18 protein-coding genes and 1 tRNA gene are annotated in these 18903 nt (G+C 63.3%); 10 read left to right on the forward strand and 9 right to left on the reverse strand.

All coding sequences use genetic code 11. The features are described 5' to 3' along the window. The first annotated feature begins 55 nt into the window (after positions 1-55). Positions 56-1489, forward strand: coding sequence for a sodium-dependent transporter (locus tag BLU74_RS16130; protein WP_089769220.1), 1434 nt, complete (start codon positions 56-58; stop codon positions 1487-1489). A 105-nt stretch (positions 1490-1594) separates the two neighbouring features. Here BLU74_RS16130 and BLU74_RS16135 read toward each other — a convergent pair whose 3' ends face one another. Next, entirely contained in the window at positions 1595-1798 is a 204-nt protein-coding gene (locus BLU74_RS16135) for an HVO_0649 family zinc finger protein (RefSeq protein ID WP_089769222.1), read from the reverse strand. Positions 1799-1966: 168 nt separating this feature from the next. Between BLU74_RS16135 and BLU74_RS16140 the strand changes: the two genes are divergently transcribed. Both BLU74_RS16140 and BLU74_RS16145 read left to right on the forward strand, forming a co-directional pair. Next, positions 1967-3511, forward strand: coding sequence for an acyl-CoA carboxylase subunit beta (locus tag BLU74_RS16140; protein WP_089769224.1), 1545 nt, complete (start codon positions 1967-1969; stop codon positions 3509-3511). Between the two features lie 6 nt (positions 3512-3517). Continuing rightward, positions 3518-3796 carry a DUF8022 family protein gene (locus tag BLU74_RS16145; protein WP_089769226.1) on the forward strand — a complete coding sequence of 93 codons (279 nt, stop codon included), beginning with the start codon at positions 3518-3520 and terminating at the stop codon, positions 3794-3796. Between the two features lie 56 nt (positions 3797-3852). On the opposite strand, the gene BLU74_RS16150 is transcribed toward BLU74_RS16145, so the two are convergent. After that, on the reverse strand, positions 3853-4062 hold the full coding sequence (locus BLU74_RS16150; protein ID WP_089769228.1) for a 30S ribosomal protein S17e: 210 nt from the start codon (positions 4060-4062) through the stop codon (positions 3853-3855). 104 nt (positions 4063-4166) lie between these two features. Then, complete coding sequence (locus BLU74_RS16155) at positions 4167-4589, reverse strand: Lrp/AsnC family transcriptional regulator (RefSeq protein ID WP_089769230.1); 423 nt, start codon at positions 4587-4589, stop codon at positions 4167-4169. Between the two features lie 97 nt (positions 4590-4686). On the opposite strand from BLU74_RS16155, the gene carA reads away from it, so the two are divergent. Both carA and BLU74_RS16165 read left to right on the forward strand, forming a co-directional pair. Continuing rightward, a complete protein-coding gene (carA, locus tag BLU74_RS16160; protein ID WP_089769232.1) occupies positions 4687-5754 on the forward strand; it encodes a glutamine-hydrolyzing carbamoyl-phosphate synthase small subunit in 1068 nt (355 codons plus the stop codon). Between the two features lie 120 nt (positions 5755-5874). After that, a complete protein-coding gene (locus BLU74_RS16165; RefSeq protein WP_089769276.1) occupies positions 5875-7182 on the forward strand; it encodes a DUF7115 domain-containing protein in 1308 nt (435 codons plus the stop codon). A 3-nt stretch (positions 7183-7185) separates the two neighbouring features. On the opposite strand, the gene BLU74_RS16170 is transcribed toward BLU74_RS16165, so the two are convergent. After that, the gene (locus BLU74_RS16170; RefSeq protein ID WP_089769279.1) at positions 7186-7530 is read right to left on the reverse strand and encodes a DUF5830 family protein; all 345 of its coding nucleotides are present in this window, start codon (positions 7528-7530) and stop codon (positions 7186-7188) included. 478 nt (positions 7531-8008) lie between these two features. On the opposite strand from BLU74_RS16170, the gene BLU74_RS16175 reads away from it, so the two are divergent. The 3 genes from BLU74_RS16175 to BLU74_RS19080 all read left to right on the forward strand — a co-directional run bounded on the left by BLU74_RS16175 (position 8009) and on the right by BLU74_RS19080 (position 9238). After that, positions 8009-8680, forward strand: coding sequence for a VTT domain-containing protein (locus BLU74_RS16175; RefSeq protein ID WP_089769235.1), 672 nt, complete (start codon positions 8009-8011; stop codon positions 8678-8680). An 86-nt stretch (positions 8681-8766) separates the two neighbouring features. Further along, a tRNA-Met gene (locus BLU74_RS16180) sits at positions 8767-8922 on the forward strand. A 139-nt stretch (positions 8923-9061) separates the two neighbouring features. Further along, complete coding sequence (locus BLU74_RS19080) at positions 9062-9238, forward strand: DUF7534 family protein (protein ID WP_175454685.1); 177 nt, start codon at positions 9062-9064, stop codon at positions 9236-9238. Between the two features lie 76 nt (positions 9239-9314). Here the strand turns inward: BLU74_RS19080 and BLU74_RS19085 are convergent, their stop codons facing one another. From BLU74_RS19085 to BLU74_RS16190, 3 genes are all read right to left on the reverse strand, one after another. Further along, the gene (locus BLU74_RS19085; protein ID WP_175454686.1) at positions 9315-9452 is read right to left on the reverse strand and encodes a hypothetical protein; all 138 of its coding nucleotides are present in this window, start codon (positions 9450-9452) and stop codon (positions 9315-9317) included. A gap of 272 nt (positions 9453-9724) precedes the next feature. Then, complete coding sequence (locus tag BLU74_RS16185; protein WP_089769237.1) at positions 9725-10084, reverse strand: DUF8062 family protein; 360 nt, start codon at positions 10082-10084, stop codon at positions 9725-9727. A 262-nt stretch (positions 10085-10346) separates the two neighbouring features. After that, entirely contained in the window at positions 10347-10757 is a 411-nt protein-coding gene (locus BLU74_RS16190; protein WP_089769239.1) for a dCTP deaminase/dUTPase family protein, read from the reverse strand. 470 nt (positions 10758-11227) lie between these two features. Between BLU74_RS16190 and BLU74_RS16195 the strand changes: the two genes are divergently transcribed. After that, on the forward strand, positions 11228-11884 hold the full coding sequence (locus BLU74_RS16195; RefSeq protein WP_089769241.1) for a lactate utilization protein: 657 nt from the start codon (positions 11228-11230) through the stop codon (positions 11882-11884). A 207-nt stretch (positions 11885-12091) separates the two neighbouring features. Here BLU74_RS16195 and BLU74_RS16200 read toward each other — a convergent pair whose 3' ends face one another. Both BLU74_RS16200 and BLU74_RS16205 read right to left on the reverse strand, forming a co-directional pair. Further along, the gene (locus tag BLU74_RS16200; protein ID WP_089769243.1) at positions 12092-14974 is read right to left on the reverse strand and encodes a BGTF surface domain-containing protein; all 2883 of its coding nucleotides are present in this window, start codon (positions 14972-14974) and stop codon (positions 12092-12094) included. A 302-nt stretch (positions 14975-15276) separates the two neighbouring features. Next, positions 15277-17661, reverse strand: a complete 2385-nt coding sequence (locus BLU74_RS16205; protein WP_175454688.1) for a DUF7827 domain-containing protein — start codon at positions 17659-17661, stop codon at positions 15277-15279. 300 nt (positions 17662-17961) lie between these two features. On the opposite strand from BLU74_RS16205, the gene mch reads away from it, so the two are divergent. Continuing rightward, entirely contained in the window at positions 17962-18900 is a 939-nt protein-coding gene (gene mch / locus BLU74_RS16210) for a methenyltetrahydromethanopterin cyclohydrolase (protein WP_089769247.1), read from the forward strand. Positions 18901-18903 lie beyond the last annotated feature (3 nt).

Consider the following 18903-nt stretch of genomic DNA (forward strand, 5'->3'; position numbering starts at 1 on the left):
CCGGGAGATGACCGGTCCGAAAGCCACTTACTCGGTTACAAGCGACTGAGACGCAATGGCACGTGAGACCTGGGCGACGCGCGTGGGCTTCATTCTCGCAGCCGCGGGCTCGGCGGTCGGCCTCGGGAACATCTGGCGATTTCCGTGGGTGACGGCGGAGAACGGCGGCAGCGCGTTTCTCGCAGTGTATCTCGGTATCGTACTCGTGGTCGGCGTTCCCGGGCTCCTCGCCGAGTTCGTGATCGGACGCCGCGGCAAACAGAGCCCCGTCGGGGCGCTCCGGGACCTCTCGGGATCGCGGACGTGGGGACTGTGGGGAGTCTTCTACGTGATCACGGCGATCGCGCTGATCTCGTTCTACAGCGTCGTCGGCGGGTGGATCCTCCGGTACTTCGGCGAGAGCGCACTCGGACTCGTGGGCGCACAGCCGGCGTACTTCGCTGCGCCGGGGCAGTACTTCGGGGGGGTCGCGGCCGGTCTCGACGCCCTCGCCTTCCACCTGCTGTTTCTGGCGCTCACGGCGCTCGTCGTCTTCGGCGGCGTCCGCCGCGGGATCGAACTGGGGACGAAGGTGATGATGCCGGCGGTTCTCGTGCTCCTGATCGGACTCGCGGTCTGGGCGGGCGCGCGGTCCGGCGCGGCCGAGGCGTACGCGTTCTATCTCAGATTCGACGTCGCCACGGTCCGAGCGAACTTCTTCGACGTGCTCGGCCCGGCCGCCGGACAGGCGCTCTTCACGCTCTCGCTCGGGGCGGGGACGATGATCACCTACGCCTCTTACATCGACGAGGACCGCTCGCTCCCGTTCGATGCGACGGTGATCGCGATTCTCAACACGCTGGTCGGCGTCCTCGCGGGCCTCGTCGTGTTCCCGCTGCTGTTCTCACTCGGCGTCGATCCGGCGCAGACGGCTCCCGGTCCCGGCGCGCTGTTCGTCGGCCTCGCCGGGGCCTTCGCCCAGTTGCCCGCCGGCGCGCTCGTCGCGACGGCGTTCTTTGGGGTCGTCGTGCTCGCAGCCCTCTCCTCGTCGATCAGTATGCTCGAAATTCCCGTCTCCTTCCTCGTCGACGAGTACGGCCTCGGCCGCCGGCGGGCCGTGGCGCTCGTCACCCTCGCGGTCGTCGTCACCGGCGGCGTCTGTGCGATCAATCCAACCGTCGGTGGCACGGCGGTGTTCGGCTTCGTCGCGGGGCCGCTCGTGGATACGCTTCTCACCGCCGGCCTGGCGGCGGTGCTGCTCTTCGTCGGCTGGGTGATGGGCCACGACGCCATCAGTGAACTCCGCGCCGGTGGTGGCGACCTGAGCGCGGCGATCGCGACACCGTGGCTCCTCGCCGTCGGCGTCGTGCTTCCGGTGTTTCTGGTGTTCACGCTGCTCACGACGTTCGGCCTCAGCGGCAGTCTGGGATTCTGGCCGACAGTGCTCGTCGCGATCCTCGTGGGCGCCGCGGCCGTCGCGGGGCTCAGAACCGAGCGGGCGCTGGTCTGACCCGGAGTAGTGATTGGGTACGGCGGCTGGTCCGGCCAGCGGCACCGGTCGCTGCCGGGAGCCTCGCCGCAGTTGGCGGGTGGTCCGTGCCGGGGGACGCCCCCGCTACTCGACGTCGTCGAGTGAGACGGTCCGCCGGCGGATCGACCCACAGCCCGGACAGACGTGCCGGTACTCGACGACGTCGCCCGTGGTCACCGCCTGCCACTCGCCGTCGGCGTCGTCGTAGCCGCACTTCGGACAGACGAGGTCGGCGTCGCTGTACTGCGTCCGGAGTCGCTCGAAGGGTGATCTGTCTGCGCCCGCCATTGTCAAATTCTAGCACACCATCGGCATACATAAATTATCACGATCGTTCATTCACGTTACTGCGGCGAGTATCGACGTTCGACGAACCCTCGTTTATCGGATTGCGGAAACCCTTTTGCCTCCCGTCGGTACGTACGTGACGATGACCGGAGGTGGTCCGACGTGACGATGGAGGACCGGATCGAGGAGCTACGCGAGAAGCGCGAGCGCGCGCTGAAGGGCGGCGGCGAGGAGCGGATCGAGTCCCAGCACGAGAAGGGAAAGATGACCGCCCGCGAGCGCATCGAGTACTTCCTCGACGACGGGACCTTCAACGAGATCGACCAGCTCCGGACGCACCGGAACCACAACTTCGGGATGGAGGAGAAACAGCTCCCCGGCGACGGCGTCGTGACGGGCTACGGGGAGGTCAACGGACGGAAGACGTTCGTCTTCGCCCACGACTTCACCGTCTTCGGCGGATCCCTCGGCGAGGTCCTCGCGGAGAAGATCACGAAAGTGATGGACAAAGCCGTCGAGGTCGGCTCGCCGGTCGTCGGCCTCAACGACTCCGCAGGCGCGCGGATTCAAGAGGGGGTGCAGTCGCTCGCGGGCTTCGGTGAAATCTTCCGCCGCAACACCGAGGCCTCCGGCGTCGTCCCTCAGATTTCGGCGATTATGGGCCCCTGTGCCGGCGGTGCGGTCTACTCGCCCGCGCTCACCGACTTCACGTTTATGGTGAAAGACACCAGCCACATGTTCATCACCGGGCCGGACGTGATCAAGACCGTCACCGGTGAGGAAGTGAGCTTCGAGGAACTCGGCGGCGCGGTCACACACGCCTCAACCTCCGGCGTCGCCCACTTCGCCTGTGACTCTGAAGAGGAAGCGCTCGACGACATCCGACAGCTGCTCTCGTATCTCCCGCCGAACAACGTCGAAGACCCGCCGCGCGCCGAGCCGTGGGACGACCCCGAGCGCGCCGACGACTCACTGAACAGCGTGGTTCCCGACGAGCCACGCAAGCCCTACGATATGCACGACGTGATCGGCGGCGTCCTCGACGAGGGCTCGTTCTTCGAGGTTCACGAGGGCTTCGCGAAGAACGTCGTCGTCGGGTTCGCCCGCCTCGACGGGCACGCGGTCGGCGTCGTCGCGAACCAACCCCGCGTCAACGCCGGGACGCTCGACATCGAAGCTTCCGAGAAAGCCTCGCGATTCGTGCGTACCTGCGACGCCTTCAACGTTCCACTCGTCACCTTCGTCGACGTTCCGGGCTTCCTCCCCGGCACTGACCAGGAGCACAACGGCATCATCCGCCACGGCGCGAAGCTCCTGTACGCCTACTCCGAGGCAACGGTGCCGCTTCTCACCGTAATCACGCGGAAGGCCTACGGCGGCGCGTACGACGTGATGGCCTCGAAGCACCTCGGTGCCGACGTCAACTACGCGTGGCCGACCGCCGAGATCGCAGTGATGGGTCCGCAGGGCGCGGTCAACATCCTCTACGACGACGAACTCGAGGCGGCCGACGACCCCGACGCCCGGCGCGAGGAACTCATCGCGGAGTACCGCGAGGAGTTCGCGAACCCCTACACCGCCGCCGACCGCGGCTTCATCGACGCCGTGATCGAACCGCCGGAGACGCGCTCGCGACTCGTCTCGGATCTCGAGTTGCTTCGCTCGAAGCGCGACTCCCTCCCCGAGAAGAAACACGGAAACCTCCCGATCTGAGCGCCGATGGATCAGACACTCCTCGAATCGCTGTCGATCCCCGACGACGCCACCGACGAAGAAGCGGCCGCCATCGCCACAGCGATCGCGGCGCACGTGTCCGACGGTGAACGCGTCGCCGCTGCGGCGGCAGCGGCGGCGGCCGCCTCGGCGCCGACGTGGGAGGGCGAAAAGTGGACGTTCGCCGGGCGCGTCGACGCGACGAGCGGCCGCCGCGTCCGTCGCGTCCCCGACGGCGCGCCCCGCGATGGCTGGCGGGCTGCAGGACGAACCGATCGGTTCTAGCGTCGAGTGCAGCCGCTATCGGGGCGGGACGGCCGAGAACAAACCTGCAGATGGAATTACGCCGAGGCCGAAGACGACGAGGGGTTCGAGGCGCCCTTCTTCCGCGTGATGTACCCCGCAATCCGGTTGCGGACACCCTTCGATTCGACGTTTGTGAGCGTCGCAACGCTCTCTTTGTTCGTCTCGAAGTCCGTGTTGAACGCCTCGGGATACTTCTCCAAGAGGAGCTTCCCGAGCTGCTTGACGTATTTCGGTTTGATCGCCATACCCCTCATTCCGCCAGCGTCGCACTAAAACGATTCGTTCCGGGTCGCAGACGCTCCCGGACGCGAGCGTCGCCCTCGCCGGTGACTCCTCTTCGCGCCGCACCCTACGGCGACCGGCCCAGTTGCTCGTCGAGGATGAGTCGCGTCTTGGTGTTTTTCACCTCGTCGAGCTCTCGCGCGCGAGTGATGAGGTTGTTGAGCGACTGCGTGTCGGCGGCGTCGACGACGAGCACGACGTCCTCCTCGCCGGAGACTTGCCAGACGAAGTCGACCTGGTCCCACTCGACCATCTGGTCGGTGATCTCGGTGGTATCGACGTCGACTTTCACCGACACCTCGATCATCGCCTTGATGTTTCCCGTGCGCGTGGAGATGGTGAAGCGCTCGATGATCCCGTCGTCCATCAGACGCTCGACGCGGTTGCGCACGGTCCCTTCGGACGTGCCGACCCGCGAGGCGATCTCCGTGTAGGGGGTACGCGAGTCCCGGCGGAGGATATTGAGAATCTGTCGGTCGAGGTCGTCCATACGATGCCAACGGGTCGGGGTGGCTTACCGATTACGAATTTCGTAACTCAGCTACGAAAGTAACACTTATACCCGCAGATGACGTCCGTTTCTCGTAATGTCGGACGCCTATCTGGCCCTGGAGGACGGCCGCGTGATCGAGGCCCGCGGTCGCGCTCCGGGACGGACCCGCGGCGAGTTAGTGTTCACGACTGCGTACACGGGCTACGAGGAGAGCCTGACCGACCCCTCTTACGAGGAGCAGGTCCTGACGTTCTCGTACCCGCTCATCGGTAACTACGGCGTCCGCGAGGAGCGATTCGAGTCCGATCGCGTCCACCCGCGTGCGGCGATCGCTCACGAGTTCACCGAGGACGTCGTCGAGTGGCTCGAATCGGAGAACGTCCCCGCGATCGATCACATCGACAGCCGCGACCTCGTCACTTCGATCCGGGAGGAAGGGGCAATGAAATGCGGCATCGCGGTCGGGGACGACGTCACCCCCGAAGATGCGAAGGCCGAACTCGAACAGTGCAAGGGGATGAGCGAACACGTCGACATCGGCAAGCGCGTCACCACCGTCGAGCACACCACCTACGGCGAGGGCGGCGACGTCGACGTCGCGCTCATCGACTGCGGCGCGAAGATGTCGATCGTCGAGTCGCTCGTCGAACGCGACGCCGCCGTTCACGTTCTCTCGTACGACACGACGCCTGCGGAACTCGCCGATGTCGACCCCGACCTGCTCTTCATCTCTAACGGGCCGGGCGACCCGGCGAATTTCGAGGCTGCCGAGACGCTCGTCGAGGAGTACGTCGGCGAGGTCCCGATCGCCGGGATCTGTCTCGGTCAGCAGGTCGTCGCCCGCGCGCTCGGCGGCACCACCGAGAAGATGAACTTCGGCCACCGCGGCGTCAACCAACCCGTCCGCGACCTCGAGTCCGGACAGGTGGTTATGACCACCCAGAACCACGGCTACACCGTCGGCGAACCGGGCGACGAACTGCACGTGAAGCAGGTGAACGTCAACGACGGCACCGCCGAGGGTCTCGCTAACGAGGAACTCGACGTCATCACCCGGCAGTATCACCCCGAGGCCCACCCCGGCCCGCACGACTCACTCGGCTTCTTCGACGAGGTGCTCGCGATGACGGACGCGAGCCACCACGTCGTCGCCGACGACTGATCACTCGTCCCCCGGTTCGCTGTTTTTGTTCGGGTTGGGGACCCCTCGCCCAGGCGCAGTCCGAGCGGACCGACCGCGAAGACCCACGGATTTATGACGAAACGCACGGAGAACGAATCTATGAGCCAACCGGAGATCGTCCAGAACGACCTTGCCGACGAGGAGGTCGTCGCCCGGGTTGACCTCGGCGGCGAGGACGAACTGTACGTGACGCCCACGCGGACGCTGCTCTACCGCGCTGAGGGGCTGCTCTCCGACGAATCCGTCGAGGAGTACCCACACGGTGCCGAGCGAATCACGGTCTCCGAGGGCCGACGCAAGGCGAAGGTGACGCTGGATTACGGCCTCGACGGCGACGCGACGCTCTCGCTGCCCGCCAAGCGACTCGACCGCGCCCTCCCGCCGATCGTCGAGGGGGTCCTCCACGCGAACGACATCCTCGACGAGGACGAACAGCTAGAGCGGCTGTTCCGGTTCAGCGAACTCACGATCGCTATCGCCGGCCGGCGGATCGTCCGCCACATCGGGGCGAACCTCTGGGACGAGGACTTCGAGTCGTACCGCTACGAGGACGTGAGCGACTTGGCGTTCGAGGACGGAAGCGTCGCGACGTCGGTCGTCCTGACTGTCAATGGCCGACAGGAACGCTTCAAGGCCCCCAACGAGGACGCCCGCGCGGTCCGCGCGGCCCTAGAAACGACGCTCCTGTCGTACTGGGACGTCGATTCGGTGGCCGAACTCCGGGCCGCGGCCGAATCGGAGGACGACGAGGCGGCTGCGTCCGAACCGGAAGCGGGTGACAACGTCTCGTTCGGGGACGGCCCCGACCCACTGATGGCTGATCCGACCGAACCGGAGGAACTGCCCGAGAACGCGACCCGCCAGCGCGAAGACGCGGGGGCCGAACAGGACCCGACCGCCGAGACGCAGGCCGAAGCGGACGCGTCCGCAGGCGGAGCAGCCACCGACCCGGCCACCCAGCAGGTCGAGCCCTCGTCGTCGCAGTCGGAGGGACCCGGAGCGTCCGCGGAACCGGACCCGTCGCTGGGGGAGACGTCGACACCGGCACCCGACCCGAGTGCGGCCGAGTCAGCGTCTGACCCCCAGTCGGGAACCGGGGCTGAGTCGTGGGCGGATTCGATCCAGCGGTCCCCCGAACCGCAGTCGGCACCGGATCTCACCGAAGCGCAGTCTCCACCGACCGACCAGGGAGCTGGCTCGTCTCAACAGCCCGAAGGTCCGGAGTCGCAAGCGGGCGAAGGCGGCTTCGAGGGCTCCGGGTTCGAGTCCGCGACCCCGGCGGTCGACGAGCAACTCCGCGAGGAGTTAGCAGAACTCAGAACGATCGTCGAACAGCAGAACGAGGAACTGCGCGCACAGCGCGAACTCGTCGAGCAGCTCATCGAGGAACTGCGGCGCGGTCGCTAGCGCTCAGTCTCGACCGAGCACCGCCCGCACGCACGACGGGCCGAACGGGCCGAGTTCTCCCGTTCCAAAGCGCACGAAGTGTCCGGTCGAGAGGCTCGCTCCGCAGCGACGGCACTCGTAGTCGCCCTCGCGTTCGATCACCTCCGCTTCGAACTGCACGGCGGTTCCGCGGCGACGGGTTTGGAGGCGCCCCCCTTCGCGTTCGATGACGCCTCTGAGTTCCGCGGTGTCGAGGATCTCTCTGGTGAGCGCGGGATTCGTCGTCACCGTTTCGATGCGGTCGACAGCCTCCGCCAGCGAGAGCGAATCGCGCTCGACGTGTGCGAGGAGGTCGACGCCGAGTTCGATCCGCTCGTCGCTGTCGAGGTCCGCGACGGGTGTCGTCTCGACGGCGTCGTCGCCTCCCGTCTCGTCGTCACCGCCGTCGCTGGAATCGCCGGTATCGACCCCTCGATCGGGACCCGCTCCGACCTGTCGCTCGGCACCCTCGCCGGCCTCTCGCTCGTCACTCTCGGTGTCTGGCTCGAACGCGTCCAGATCGACCTGCTCGTCCTCGTCGTCGGCCACGCCACCAGATCGATCGGCGCGCGCAAAATACTTGCAGGGTCGCGCCTCACCGGACGGCACGCCCGGGCAGCGGACTCCCCCGCTATTCGTGGCGAACAGTCGACACTCGATCTTCCGCCCCCGTGTCGGTTGTCGAACAACCGCGAGCCGACACGGGGCCTCTCTCAGCGCACGAGGCATCTGGCCGCGGTCTCGTATATGAACGTTCGCCTCCGACAGTCACGAACTGTTAAGCCGCCCGAGTGGCGATCCGAAACCGATGGACTGGTCCCGACTGCGCGCGCGAGGTGTGGCGGGTGCGGCGCTCGCCATCGTCGCCGTCGGCGCACTCGTCGTCTCGCCGGATGCCGTCTTCGCCCGGGCGTCGTGGTTGGCGGCCGATCCCGTTCGACTCGTCGCCGCCGCGATCGTTCTCGCGGCGGTCCGCCCGCTCGTCGCGTGGCCGACGACGCTTTTGGCCGTCCTCTTGGGGTTCGGACTCGGCCTCTGGGGATTCCCGCTCGCCCTGGCGCTCGTCACGCTGACGAGCGTGCCGCCGTTCCTCCTCGCCCGCCGATACGGCCGGGTCGGGGCCGCCGCCGCCGCCGGCGAAGCGTTCGTCGAACGGACCGGCGACGTCCGGAGCGTCGTCGCCAGCCGGTTCGTCCCCGCGCCCTCCGACGTCGTCTCCGTCGCCGCCGGCGTTGCCGGCGTCTCGCTCCCGGCGTTTCTGCTCGGCACTGCGATCGGCGAGATTCCGTGGGTAATCCTCGGGATTCTGGCGGGTGCCTCGGCCGAGCGCGTCACGGCCGCCGCTGTCGCCGGGGCCATCGACCTTCGAGTCGTCGCCATCGTTGGGTTTGCGGCCCTCGCACTGCTCGCACCGACCGCCTACGGCTGGTACGCCGAGCGGTCCCGCACGAGCGGTGCTTCCGGGCTGGAGGGTGAGTGACCGCGGTCTACTGGACGGCTCCCGACGCCGTCGCTGTCATCTGACTTGCGAAGGTTTAAGAACGTCATCGAACTACGGAGAAGTGAGCCCGGGTGGCTTAGCTGGACATAGCGCCGCACTCATAGGGTTTCCTGAGATTCGGTGCGGTACGCCTTGGAAGCCTCCGCCCGCTCCCCACGGGGCCCGCCGAGCCTCGGACCTGGGATATGCGGAGATCGTGGGTTCGGAGCCCACCCCGGGCACTTCTCGAATCGATCCGACCTCTCCTCGGTAGCCACATCGCTGCGAGCATTGCCCGACAGCGCAGAGCGCGAGTGCAACGAGAGTACTTTCGGCGGCGCCATCGACGGGAATATTTCCGAAGCCGTCAACCGTTAAGCGATGCGCCTGTCGAACCGATCCACCTTCGTCGTACTCGAGTCAGCCCTGATTATCGGCGGATTCACCGTCGCGGCGCAGGTTTCGCCTCCGGACGCCGCCAGCCAGATTAGAGGGACGCTGCTCATCCTCGTGTTGACGCTCCCGCTCTCGTACTGGTTCGCCTACAGACGTACCTGACCGGATTCGGGCCACGGCAGTAGTCGGAATGTACGCGTCCTGCAATCTTCAGGTCGAGATTGCTGTCGTCGTGACTTCAGTCGAGTTCGGGGGCCCGAGTCGCGGTCGTGATCGGGGCGCTGTCAGATTTCGTGTTCGATTCGGTTTCCTCGGGGGGAACGCGGCTTGTCGTCGCAATCGGTGCTGCCTCGGACTCCTCACTGCTGTCGTTCATTGCATCTATTGTTTCGCTGACGATACCTAAAACACTTTGGCTGAATGAACGATTATGATTCTACTGTACTATCAAATGTTCATTTTTATTCCAAAAAAGAACACGAATTATTGATGATGGACCGAGATCCGATGTTCCGAGCACGGAGCGACATCGCATCCGGTGCCATCTTACCGTCCTGTTGACGTCCCGTCTCGGAAGGAGGAACGCCGCTCTGATCCGCCCGGATACGGCAAACGGCGATCACGGGCCCGGTACGCACTCTCGTCCGCTCACTCACCGTGGATCAGCTCGGTCGACCCCTGCTTCGTCGGGGGTCGGAATTCGACCGTGTGGTCGGTGTGCCGTGCGTGGGTTTTCGCCCAGCGACGGGCAGGCCGTTCCTCCAGATAGCGATCACCATCCGGGCAGTGCCGACACTCTACGACCCAGGGCGTCACATCGTCGGGAAAGTGTCCAGTGTGACGCTCGTGATCGAGGGCGAACTGTTCGACGGCTCGGTTCCCAGCGTACAGTTCCTCGAACTCGAAGTAGAGGTCCCACTCGCGGTTACACCGTGAACACGAGACTGTGGGGGCATCGCTCTCGGGTACGTCGCTTTCGGGCGCGTCGATGCCTGATTCGTCGGTCATACGCTAGCATTTCACGCCGAGCCCTTCTGTTCTGTCCTCCCTCCTGGCGGCGTCGACCGTTCCGTCTCAGTCGAAATGTACTCCGTCTATCTCTCCGATGACGAGGGTGCGGCTCACTGGCTACCAAAGCCGCCAGGGCCGCTGCAGCGTCGTCGCCGATCGTGTGAGCAAGCTCTGCGCTCCCGCTGAAAAGCCGTTCTCGGGGGGTCTATCACCGAAGTGGTCACGAACGGGCGACTTCGCGAACGGTGGCGCGAATCGCTCACCGCGACAGCAGCGTCGACACCCGTGCGTTCTCTTTGAGCCGGAGGCCTGCACCGCCGACGGTCAGCGGGACGCGCGGGAGTTCCGTCACGTGGAGCGTCGGGTGCGATCCACCGCGTTCGAGGATTTCGCCCCGCGCTTGGAGCACCGCCGGCCCGGTCAACGATTCGTTGTACTCGAGGAGGTACGTCCCCGCTTCGAGGTGCCACCACTGGTAGTCGTCGCCCTGATCGCGCCAGGTTCGACTGTGCGGAACGAGGTCGGCGTCGGTGAGTTCGCCGCCGCCGAAGTCGACCCGACCGGGGCCGTGGATTTCGTAGATTTCGTTCACGGTGAGGTCGACGGCGTCCTCACGGACCTGCGTGGGCTCGTGGACGATGCCGTCGACTACGTCGGTGAGAGCAGACATAGTCTCTGGTGTGGCCGCCAGCGACAAAAACGTCAGCGCCCGGACCGACGCCTCCCGAATCAGTCTCCTGTACGGGTCGAGGGAAGAAATCGGTGGCGTATGCGCCGACGTAAGGGCTGCAAAACCCACGCCACCAGGAGGACCATCGGGACCATCGGACCCATCGAGACAGCATGACCGTGTAGCCCTGGTGGAGATCCGCCGGGAACGGCGCGGCGTACACGAGCGGGAAGACGAGTCCCCCAGACGCGACTGACGACTGAGCCCGCTGCGTGCAGAGACCCCGTGGGGCCCAGATCAGTCACGCTCGTGAACGTGTCTGACTTTCGACCAGGCGGATCCCGGAGCGGCGACCGGTCTTCCTGTCAGCGCGTCCGAGTAACACCGGTGTTACCACCTGATACGGGTGTCTGCGAGTGTTTAAGCGGTTCGCGGTTCTACACAGAACTGTCGAATCCGACGCATTCCATATGTCACAGCAGAAAACAGACTACATCGACGAAACCGATATCGACAGCACGCTCGACGAACTTCCCGACGACGAGACGATCGAGGAGACCGTCTCGAACCTCGAAGCCCGCGGATTCGAGGTCGTCGTCGTCGACTCCGCCGACGAGGCACTCGAGACCATCCAGTCGCACATCCCCGCGGGCGCGTCCGTGATGAACGGCCACTCGACGACGCTCGAAGAGATCGGCTTTATGGACTATCTCTCCGAGGGCGATCACGAGTGGGAGAGCCTCCCGGACGAGATCTGGAGCATCGACGACGACGCGGAGCGGCAGGCCGCACGCCGGAAATCTCAGACTGCGGATTACTTCCTCGGCGGCATCAACGCCATCGCACAGACCGGCGAACTCGTCGCCGCGGACCTCTCAGGCAGTCGAATCGGCGCGTACCCCTTCGCCGCGGGCAACGTCGTCATCGTCAGCGGCGCGAACAAGGTCGTTCCGACGCTGGACGACGCACTGGATCGCCTCGAATCCGTCGCGTACCCGCTGGAGAACGAACGCGCACAGGAGGCCTACGGCGTCGAATCTGCGATTGCGAAACAGCTCATCTTCCGCCGTGAGGCCGAGGAGGGCCGGACCACGGTCGTCCTCATCCGCGAGCAGTTCGGGTACTGATCGGCCCGGTACGCTCAGTCTTCGCTTTTTCAGCCGTCTATCGTCGTTACTCATCTCTTGTGACTGCTAGGACTCATTTCCGGTGCTCGATGGAGAGCACAGCGGCTGTCGGATGTGGAAGAATGGAGAGATGAACCGCACTGCGGGACCGGAGTCGCTCCGGTTGTTCTGCTTGGGACCGTGCCCATCGAAGATGGGAGTTCTCGCTTAGTCGCGGCGGATGGCGAGCAGGGCTGCGGCGATGAGCGCCGTCAGTGCGACGACGACACCGAAGCCGGGCGTGGAGGTCGGCGTCTCCGTGGCCGGTTCTTCAGTGGTCGTGTCTGCGGGCTCGGTCGTCGTGTCCGCAGGCTCGGTCGTCGCGTCGGCGGGTTCAGTGGTCGTGTCTGCGGGCTCCGTAGTGGTGTCCACAGGCTCGGTCGTCGTGTCGACAGCCTCGACGACTTCACCGGACTCGGACACTTCGTCCGCGTTGCCGCCGTTGACGACGATGTCGTACTCGTCACCGATACTCTGGCTACTGAAGTCGAACGTCGCACTCCAGGTCCGGTCGGACTGGACCACCGGCGACGCGGTCTTCAGGAAACTCGGGCTCGTATCGCCCGTACTCCGGACGCGGAGCGTCAGTTCTGTGCCCGGTGCGAGCGTCGTGTCACCGCTGATGGTCTGGTCACCGGCCTGTGAGACGTTGTACGGCTCATCGACCGTCACGTCGGGCTCTGTGACCTCGTAGTCGACGAGCGTCTCCTCATCTTCGTCGTCGGCCAGGTCGTCGGAGACGAAGTCGAATCCGTTGTCGTTGAAGACGGTGAAGTTCGCAGTCAGTCCCTCGTCGTCCGGGATGCTCTGATCGCTTCGTGTGGTGTTGATCACGTCCGTGTCGTAGTAGACGTAGTAGGTGTCGTTGCCCCCGTCGGCCAGCACTGTCGTGTTGCTCTCGTTGAGCAGCACCTCGAAGGCGTCCTGGTTCGCACCGGCTTCAGATTGCTCGACCGTGAGGTCGTAGACGCTACCGTAGAAGCTATTATCGAAGAACTGCTCGGAGACGTCTTCGGTCTGCTGGGCACCGAGTGCGCCCTCGAGACCGGTACTCTGGAGTTCGTGAACGACGATGTCGCCGTTCGCGATATCGCTGGTCTGCGTCAGTTCCCCGTTATCGACGGCTTCAGTCACGTCTTCGAGATCAGCGATCGTCGTCCCCTCAGGGGCCGTCCACGTGCGGAACTCTTGCGTGTCACGTTCTTCGAGGACCACCGTCGCGATGCCAGTCGAATCCGTCCCGGAGACGCCCTCGTTCGGACGTGCTTCGAGATCGTAGTCACCGGCATCGATCAGATCCGACGTGTTGGACGAGAGGTCCCAACTCAGGACCTCGTCATCGCTTTCGTCGTCGACGTTCCAGAGAGAAGTGCTACTACTCTGACTGAGTTCGCCGGACGTTTCACCGACAGTCCAGAGCGAGTAGGTGTTCAGATAGAGTGTAACCTCGTCGTCACCGTTGTTGTCCTCGACGCTGACGTTGGAGACGACGCCCTGACTTTCTGTGCCAAAGGTCACTGTCGCGGTGTCAGTGTTGTCCACTTCGACAGTGAACGCAACAGTATCACCGCGCTGATCATTGACTGTCGTCGATGCGAAGTCGGCTGCTTCGTCTCCCGCCTCGCTGACTGTAACGTCTGACGACTCGGCTTCGACGCCGGAGTAATCGTCCGTCACGAGGACGGTGTAGTTGCCGGGATCGAGATCCAGTCCGGAACTGGAGGGATCGAAGCTGAAGTCGTATTCGCCCTGCCCGTTGAGCGAGGCCGTGGTGGTCGATCCGTCGACCGTATCCCCGCTGTTATCGAGCAGTTCGAGAGTCAACGATCGCCCCGAACCGCGGGCCTCGACGGTCCCCGTGATGTCCTCTTCGGTGGTCACGCTGCTGTCGTCGGCAGCGATTGTGAGCCCGAGATCACGGAGCGTCAGGTTCGCGGTCCCCGACGTTCCCTCGACGTCGATATCGAACGTGCCGAGGTTTCTCTCCTCAGTGTAGAGCACGTAGACCTTGCTCGTCGGGCCGGTAGAGCCCTGTGCGAAGTACGAATCCGTTTCATCTCCAGCCCCCTCGATGGTCACGTCGGAACCGACACTGTTCGCGATCACCGAGACGTTACTGCCTCGATACGCCGAGAGGTCGTTTCCGCCTTTGACCGTCGACGGAGCGAACGTCACCGTTTCGTTTCCGCTGTTGCTGACACCGTTGCCGGTCGTGTCGGTTACCGAATCCGGGACGTCGACGACCACGTCACCCGTTCGGAGTTCGTTGTTGGTGAACTGGATGACGACACGGCCCTTGTCGGCTTGGTCGATACTGTAATCGCCTCCCGGAACGGCAGCGTCGTCGACGTACGGCTGGATATTGCTGAGCGTGCTCGAATCCATCTGCTCGCTGAACGCGAGTTCGATTTCGGAGTCGACGCTCGAAGACGGATCGTTGTCGTAGTGGATTGCACTTTCGAGTGTCGGACTACCGGATTGCGGGCCGACGCCAGAGTCTTGGATCGTGATCTGCTGGAAGTTACTGTAGGCTGCGTCGTTCCCTCCACTGGGGATGGCCCCATCACCGTCGTAGTCGACGCCGAACTGCGCGTTTACTGTCGTATCTCCCGAGACATCAGGGACGCCGACATCTGTAACCTCGAAGGAGACATTGACTGTGTCGTCGTTAACTCCGCTATTGTCGGAAAGGGTAACGTTGATCGTGTTGGTAGTTGTATCAATACTGTCCGAACCGAACGTTACACTTCCTTCATTCACAGAGGTCGCTTGAACTGCCGAACTGTCCGTGGTGAAATTATCGGGTAAATCGACGGAGAATATCTGATCCCCGTCTCCACTCGTGTTGATGTTGCTCGCGTTGAGCGTGAACGTGTACGTGTTGGTGCTTTCTTCATCTACTGTTGCTGGTGTGATACTACTATTCCCGGTGTCAGTAGAGGCCCCTGCGGCTGCAACGCTCCCCGAGAACGCGACGGTCCCAGCGAAGACACTCAGGACCAGTAGCACTGTGAGGAACACCGCGCGGCACTCGTTTGTACGTAATCTCATTGTAACATTTCGTGTGCAGCGGTCCTCCTTTTCGCTGAATTTCCCCCACCAGCGACTGGAGACCACTGCAGTATTGTGGGTAGGGGTGTTTTGAGGATTCCATTTGAAATTTAAATACTTCCGCTCCCGGTTATCAAAAAATAAACTCTCGGTCAGTACTGCCGGAAAGAGGCACCCTGCACTCTCTTGCTGTCGCTCTCTGGATAACGTCGAAAGAAATGGAAACCGAAGACCGGAGTGGATCCGGTAATTCAACCGATCAGTCCTGTCGTTTCCGGCGCAGACGAAGGCTCGTGAGAGCCTTAGTCGCGGCGGATGGCGAGCAGGGCTGCGGCGATGAGCGCCGTCAGGGCGACGACGACACCGAAGCCGGGCGTGGAGGTCGGCGTCTCCGTGGCCGGTTCTTCAGTGGTCGTGTCGGGCGCTTCGGTCGTCGTGTCGGGCGCCTCAGTCGTCGTGTCGGGCGCCTCAGTCGTCGTGTCGGGCGCCTCAGTCGTCGTGTCGGGCGCCTCAGTCGTCATACTCATCGATTCGACGACTTCACCCTCTTCCTCGGTATCGCCGACGAACGGGTTCACGACAACGATGTCGTATTGGTCGCCAACGTTCTGTCCACTAAAGTCGAACGTCGCGTTGAACGAGCCATCAGGCTGGACAACGGGTGATGCCGTTTTCAGGAAGCTCGGGCTCGTGCCGTCCTGACTGCGCACACGGATCGTCAGCTCGGTGCCCGGGGCGATGTTCGTGTCGCCGCTGATGGTCTGCCCTTCAGCGTTTGCCACGTCGAACGGCTCATCGACGTTCACGTCAGGCTCATTTGCGTTGAACTCAACGAATGTCTCGGAGTTCTCGTCGTCGTCGAAGTCGCTGTCAGGCGTGAAGTCGAACCCAGCGTCATCCTGTAGGATGGTGAAGTTCGTCTCCAGTGACGTGTCATCGTCCTGCGGGAGCGACTCATTTCGCGGTGCAGCAAGGCCCACATCACCGGTGTCGACGATGATGAAGTAGGTGTCGTTGGCACCGTCAGCGATGACGGTCACGTTGTCACCGTAACTGAGGTTGAGTTCGGATGCATCTTGGTTTGCGCCCGGACTAGACTCCTCAATTGTCAGGTTTAGTGGTCCGCTCCGGACGGTGTCGTTGAAGTTTTGCGTGACATCCTCATTGTCGCGTGCGTCGAGTGCACCCTCGAGGCCGGAGGCCACGACCTGATGGACTGCGTAGTCGCCGACAGCAATCTCTGAGGACTGGGTGATCTCGCCGTTTGCGATCCCCTCGTTGACGTCTTCGAGGTTAGAAACGGTTCCGAGCTCATCCGAACTACCCGTCCACATTCGGAGGGTATCTGTGCTGCGCTCGTCCAGTGTAACTGTCGCAACGTCGTCGGCGTTCGTCACGCCAGTTGCGACAGTTTGATCATCGGCCTCGACCTCAAGATCGTAGCTACCGGCGTCAACTAGGTCGTTCGTCTGAACTTGATTGTTCTGATTGTTAATGACGTCGTCGCTGTCGTCATCCAGACTGAAGACGTCATTACCGTTCCCAAGGTTGTACGTGTTGAGGTAGACGGTCACCTGATCGTCGCCGTCGTCGTCCTCAACGGTGGCGTTCGCTTTGACGCCGTCGCTTGCCGAACCAAAGCTGATCGTCGCTTCGGAGGTCGAGGTCATCTCGACGGTGAATTCGATGAAGTCACCACGCTGATTAACGATCGAGTTGGAGGCGAAGTTGACGTCTGCGTCAGACGCCTCACTGACGGTGACTGTCGAGGATTCGACCTGAATCTGGGTGTTATTGTCAGTTACCTCGACACTGTAGTCGCCCGTGTCAATGTCGCTGGCGGAGAAGTCGAAGTCGTACTCGCCCTGACCACTGAGTTCTCCAGTGTCAGTCTTCTCCACGTCACCACTACTATCTAGCAGTTCAACGGTGACATCGCGGCCAGAGTCAACAGCGTTGACTGTGCCTTCGATACTATCGTCGGTCGTAACGTTCAGATCATCGATACTGACGCCCAGGCCGAGGTCACGGACGACAAGGAAGTTACCACTCTCGTCGTATTCGTAGTCACCCGACAGATCGTCCGTGTTCACGTAGAAGACACTGCTGTTAGTGCCGTTAGCGAATGTCTGGAAGTAGTTGTTGCCGTCTCCCTCAATCGATACCGACGAACCGCCTGAAGCATCGGTCTCGTTCACGACGGCAACGGTCTCACCCGCGAACAGTGTCTGATTACTGTTTCCGCTGGCGAAGCCGTCTCCGTCGATTGTCGAAGCCGCGAATTCAACGTCGAATGTACTACCTGCGATTCCACCGCTGAACTGATCGTTGAATTCGACCTCAAGATCGTTTGACGCGTATTTCCCGTTCAGTTCCAGGACGACAGCGCCACTGCTATTCTGACCATTAACAGTAATAATTCTATCTACTTCATCGTTGATTTCGTCACCGTCGTCAAGCAACGTAACGTTGCTCTTATCCGCGGTACTGTTATCAACGAATCCGTCGGTCGGTACCTCAATGATCCAGTTCGTGTTGCTGCTGGTGTCATTATCGAACTGCACAGCGCCACCAGCATAGTCTTGCGCAGCAGCACTCCCCGTGAACGCTATGGTCCCAGCGAAGACACTGAGAACCATCAGCGCCGCGAGGATCACTGCGCGCGTCTTGTTTGTATTTCCTGTCATAGTTTGTGTTGGTCGCATCGATCGTCGACACCAGCTTTGCGCGTACCGACGCAGGAACGCGTCCGTCCGATCGTTCGGACTCGGTCCGCGTTACTCGCTGCTGTCTCCATAGGTAGGGGTACGGACCAAACAAGTACCAGGTGTGGTAAATACTTTGTGTACTGTCTGACGCCAAACGGCTGCGAGAAGCCTCGAAACCACGGAATTATGTGATAGACGTTCACACACCTGCGCATAAAAGAAACCCTGCGTCACGCCCGACTACCAACTCATTTACCCCGCGCGGCCCATCGGCCCTGTATGGACTCGATCAATCGGATGGCCATCGAACTCGTCGACGAGGCCATCGACTTCGCCGACGAGCTCCGTGTCGACCCCTACGAACTGGATTCGGGGGCGACCGTCCTCGACTTCGGCGTCGACGCCGCGGGCGGCATCGAAGCCGGGATGCTCCTCGCCGAAATCCAGACCGCCGGCCTCTCGACGGTCCAGTCACGGATGGACGACATCGCCGGCGCGGCGGTCCCGCACGTGGAACTCCAGACCGACCACCCGGCGATCTCCTTGCTCTGCTCGCAGAAAGGCGGCTGGGAACTCGGCTTCGAGGACCCGCCGTTCGACGGCCTCGGCTCCGGCCCGGCGCGAGCCCTCGTCGCCGAGGAGGACGAGTTCCACACGCTGGAGTACGTCGACGAGTTCGATCTCACCGTCCTCTCGGTGGAGAGCATCGACCTCCCTGACGACCGGATCGCCGAACACGTCGCCGACCGCGCTGAAGTCGAACCCAGCGGCGTCTTCCTCCCCTCGTACGCCACCGGCTCGACAGTGGGCAGTGTCACCGCGGCCGCACGCGCGGCCGAACTCGCGGTGTTCCGGCTGTTCGAACTCGGTTACGACGTCCGCAACGTTCGCTCGGCGTTCGGTTCCGCGCCGGTCGCCCCCGTCTCCTACGACGAGAGCGTCGCGATGGCGCGCACGAACGACGCCGTCGCGTACGGGGGCGAGGTCCACCTCACTGTCGCGGAGGACTTCGCGGAGTTCGACCGCGTCCCCTCCAGCGCCGGCGCGGAGTACGGCGTCCCGTTCGCGAAGATCTTCGACGACGCCGACTGGGACTTCTACGAGGTGCCCGAGAGCGTGTTCGCGCCCGCACAGGTCACCATCGACGTGATCGACGGGCCGACGCACGTCCTCGGTGAGACCGACGAGGCACTCCTAGCCGAGGCGTTCGACCTCTGATAA

Source organism: Halobellus clavatus (genome assembly GCF_900107195.1).
Taxonomy (GTDB): domain Archaea; phylum Halobacteriota; class Halobacteria; order Halobacteriales; family Haloferacaceae; genus Haloquadratum; species Haloquadratum clavatum.

What these genes read in the sequence shown, in the direction of transcription:
- carA (WP_089769232.1), top strand. Translation starts at nt 4,687, where the DNA reads ATGTCGGACGCCTATCTGGCCCTGGAGGACGGCCGCGTGATCGAGGCC.
- BLU74_RS16140 (WP_089769224.1), top strand. Translation starts at nt 1,967, where the DNA reads ATGGAGGACCGGATCGAGGAGCTACGCGAGAAGCGCGAGCGCGCGCTG.
- BLU74_RS16130 (WP_089769220.1), top strand. Translation starts at nt 56, where the DNA reads ATGGCACGTGAGACCTGGGCGACGCGCGTGGGCTTCATTCTCGCAGCC.
- BLU74_RS16165 (WP_089769276.1), top strand. Translation starts at nt 5,875, where the DNA reads ATGAGCCAACCGGAGATCGTCCAGAACGACCTTGCCGACGAGGAGGTC.
- BLU74_RS16205 (WP_175454688.1), bottom strand. Translation starts at nt 17,661, where the DNA reads ATGACAGGAAATACAAACAAGACGCGCGCAGTGATCCTCGCGGCGCTG.
- BLU74_RS16135 (WP_089769222.1), bottom strand. Translation starts at nt 1,798, where the DNA reads ATGGCGGGCGCAGACAGATCACCCTTCGAGCGACTCCGGACGCAGTAC.
- BLU74_RS16190 (WP_089769239.1), bottom strand. Translation starts at nt 10,757, where the DNA reads ATGTCTGCTCTCACCGACGTAGTCGACGGCATCGTCCACGAGCCCACG.
- BLU74_RS16175 (WP_089769235.1), top strand. Translation starts at nt 8,009, where the DNA reads ATGGACTGGTCCCGACTGCGCGCGCGAGGTGTGGCGGGTGCGGCGCTC.
- BLU74_RS16185 (WP_089769237.1), bottom strand. Translation starts at nt 10,084, where the DNA reads ATGACCGACGAATCAGGCATCGACGCGCCCGAAAGCGACGTACCCGAG.
- BLU74_RS16200 (WP_089769243.1), bottom strand. Translation starts at nt 14,974, where the DNA reads ATGAGATTACGTACAAACGAGTGCCGCGCGGTGTTCCTCACAGTGCTA.
- BLU74_RS16145 (WP_089769226.1), top strand. Translation starts at nt 3,518, where the DNA reads ATGGATCAGACACTCCTCGAATCGCTGTCGATCCCCGACGACGCCACC.
- BLU74_RS16150 (WP_089769228.1), bottom strand. Translation starts at nt 4,062, where the DNA reads ATGGCGATCAAACCGAAATACGTCAAGCAGCTCGGGAAGCTCCTCTTG.
- BLU74_RS16195 (WP_089769241.1), top strand. Translation starts at nt 11,228, where the DNA reads ATGTCACAGCAGAAAACAGACTACATCGACGAAACCGATATCGACAGC.
- BLU74_RS19080 (WP_175454685.1), top strand. Translation starts at nt 9,062, where the DNA reads ATGCGCCTGTCGAACCGATCCACCTTCGTCGTACTCGAGTCAGCCCTG.
- mch (WP_089769247.1), top strand. Translation starts at nt 17,962, where the DNA reads ATGGACTCGATCAATCGGATGGCCATCGAACTCGTCGACGAGGCCATC.
- BLU74_RS16155 (WP_089769230.1), bottom strand. Translation starts at nt 4,589, where the DNA reads ATGGACGACCTCGACCGACAGATTCTCAATATCCTCCGCCGGGACTCG.
- BLU74_RS19085 (WP_175454686.1), bottom strand. Translation starts at nt 9,452, where the DNA reads ATGAACGACAGCAGTGAGGAGTCCGAGGCAGCACCGATTGCGACGACA.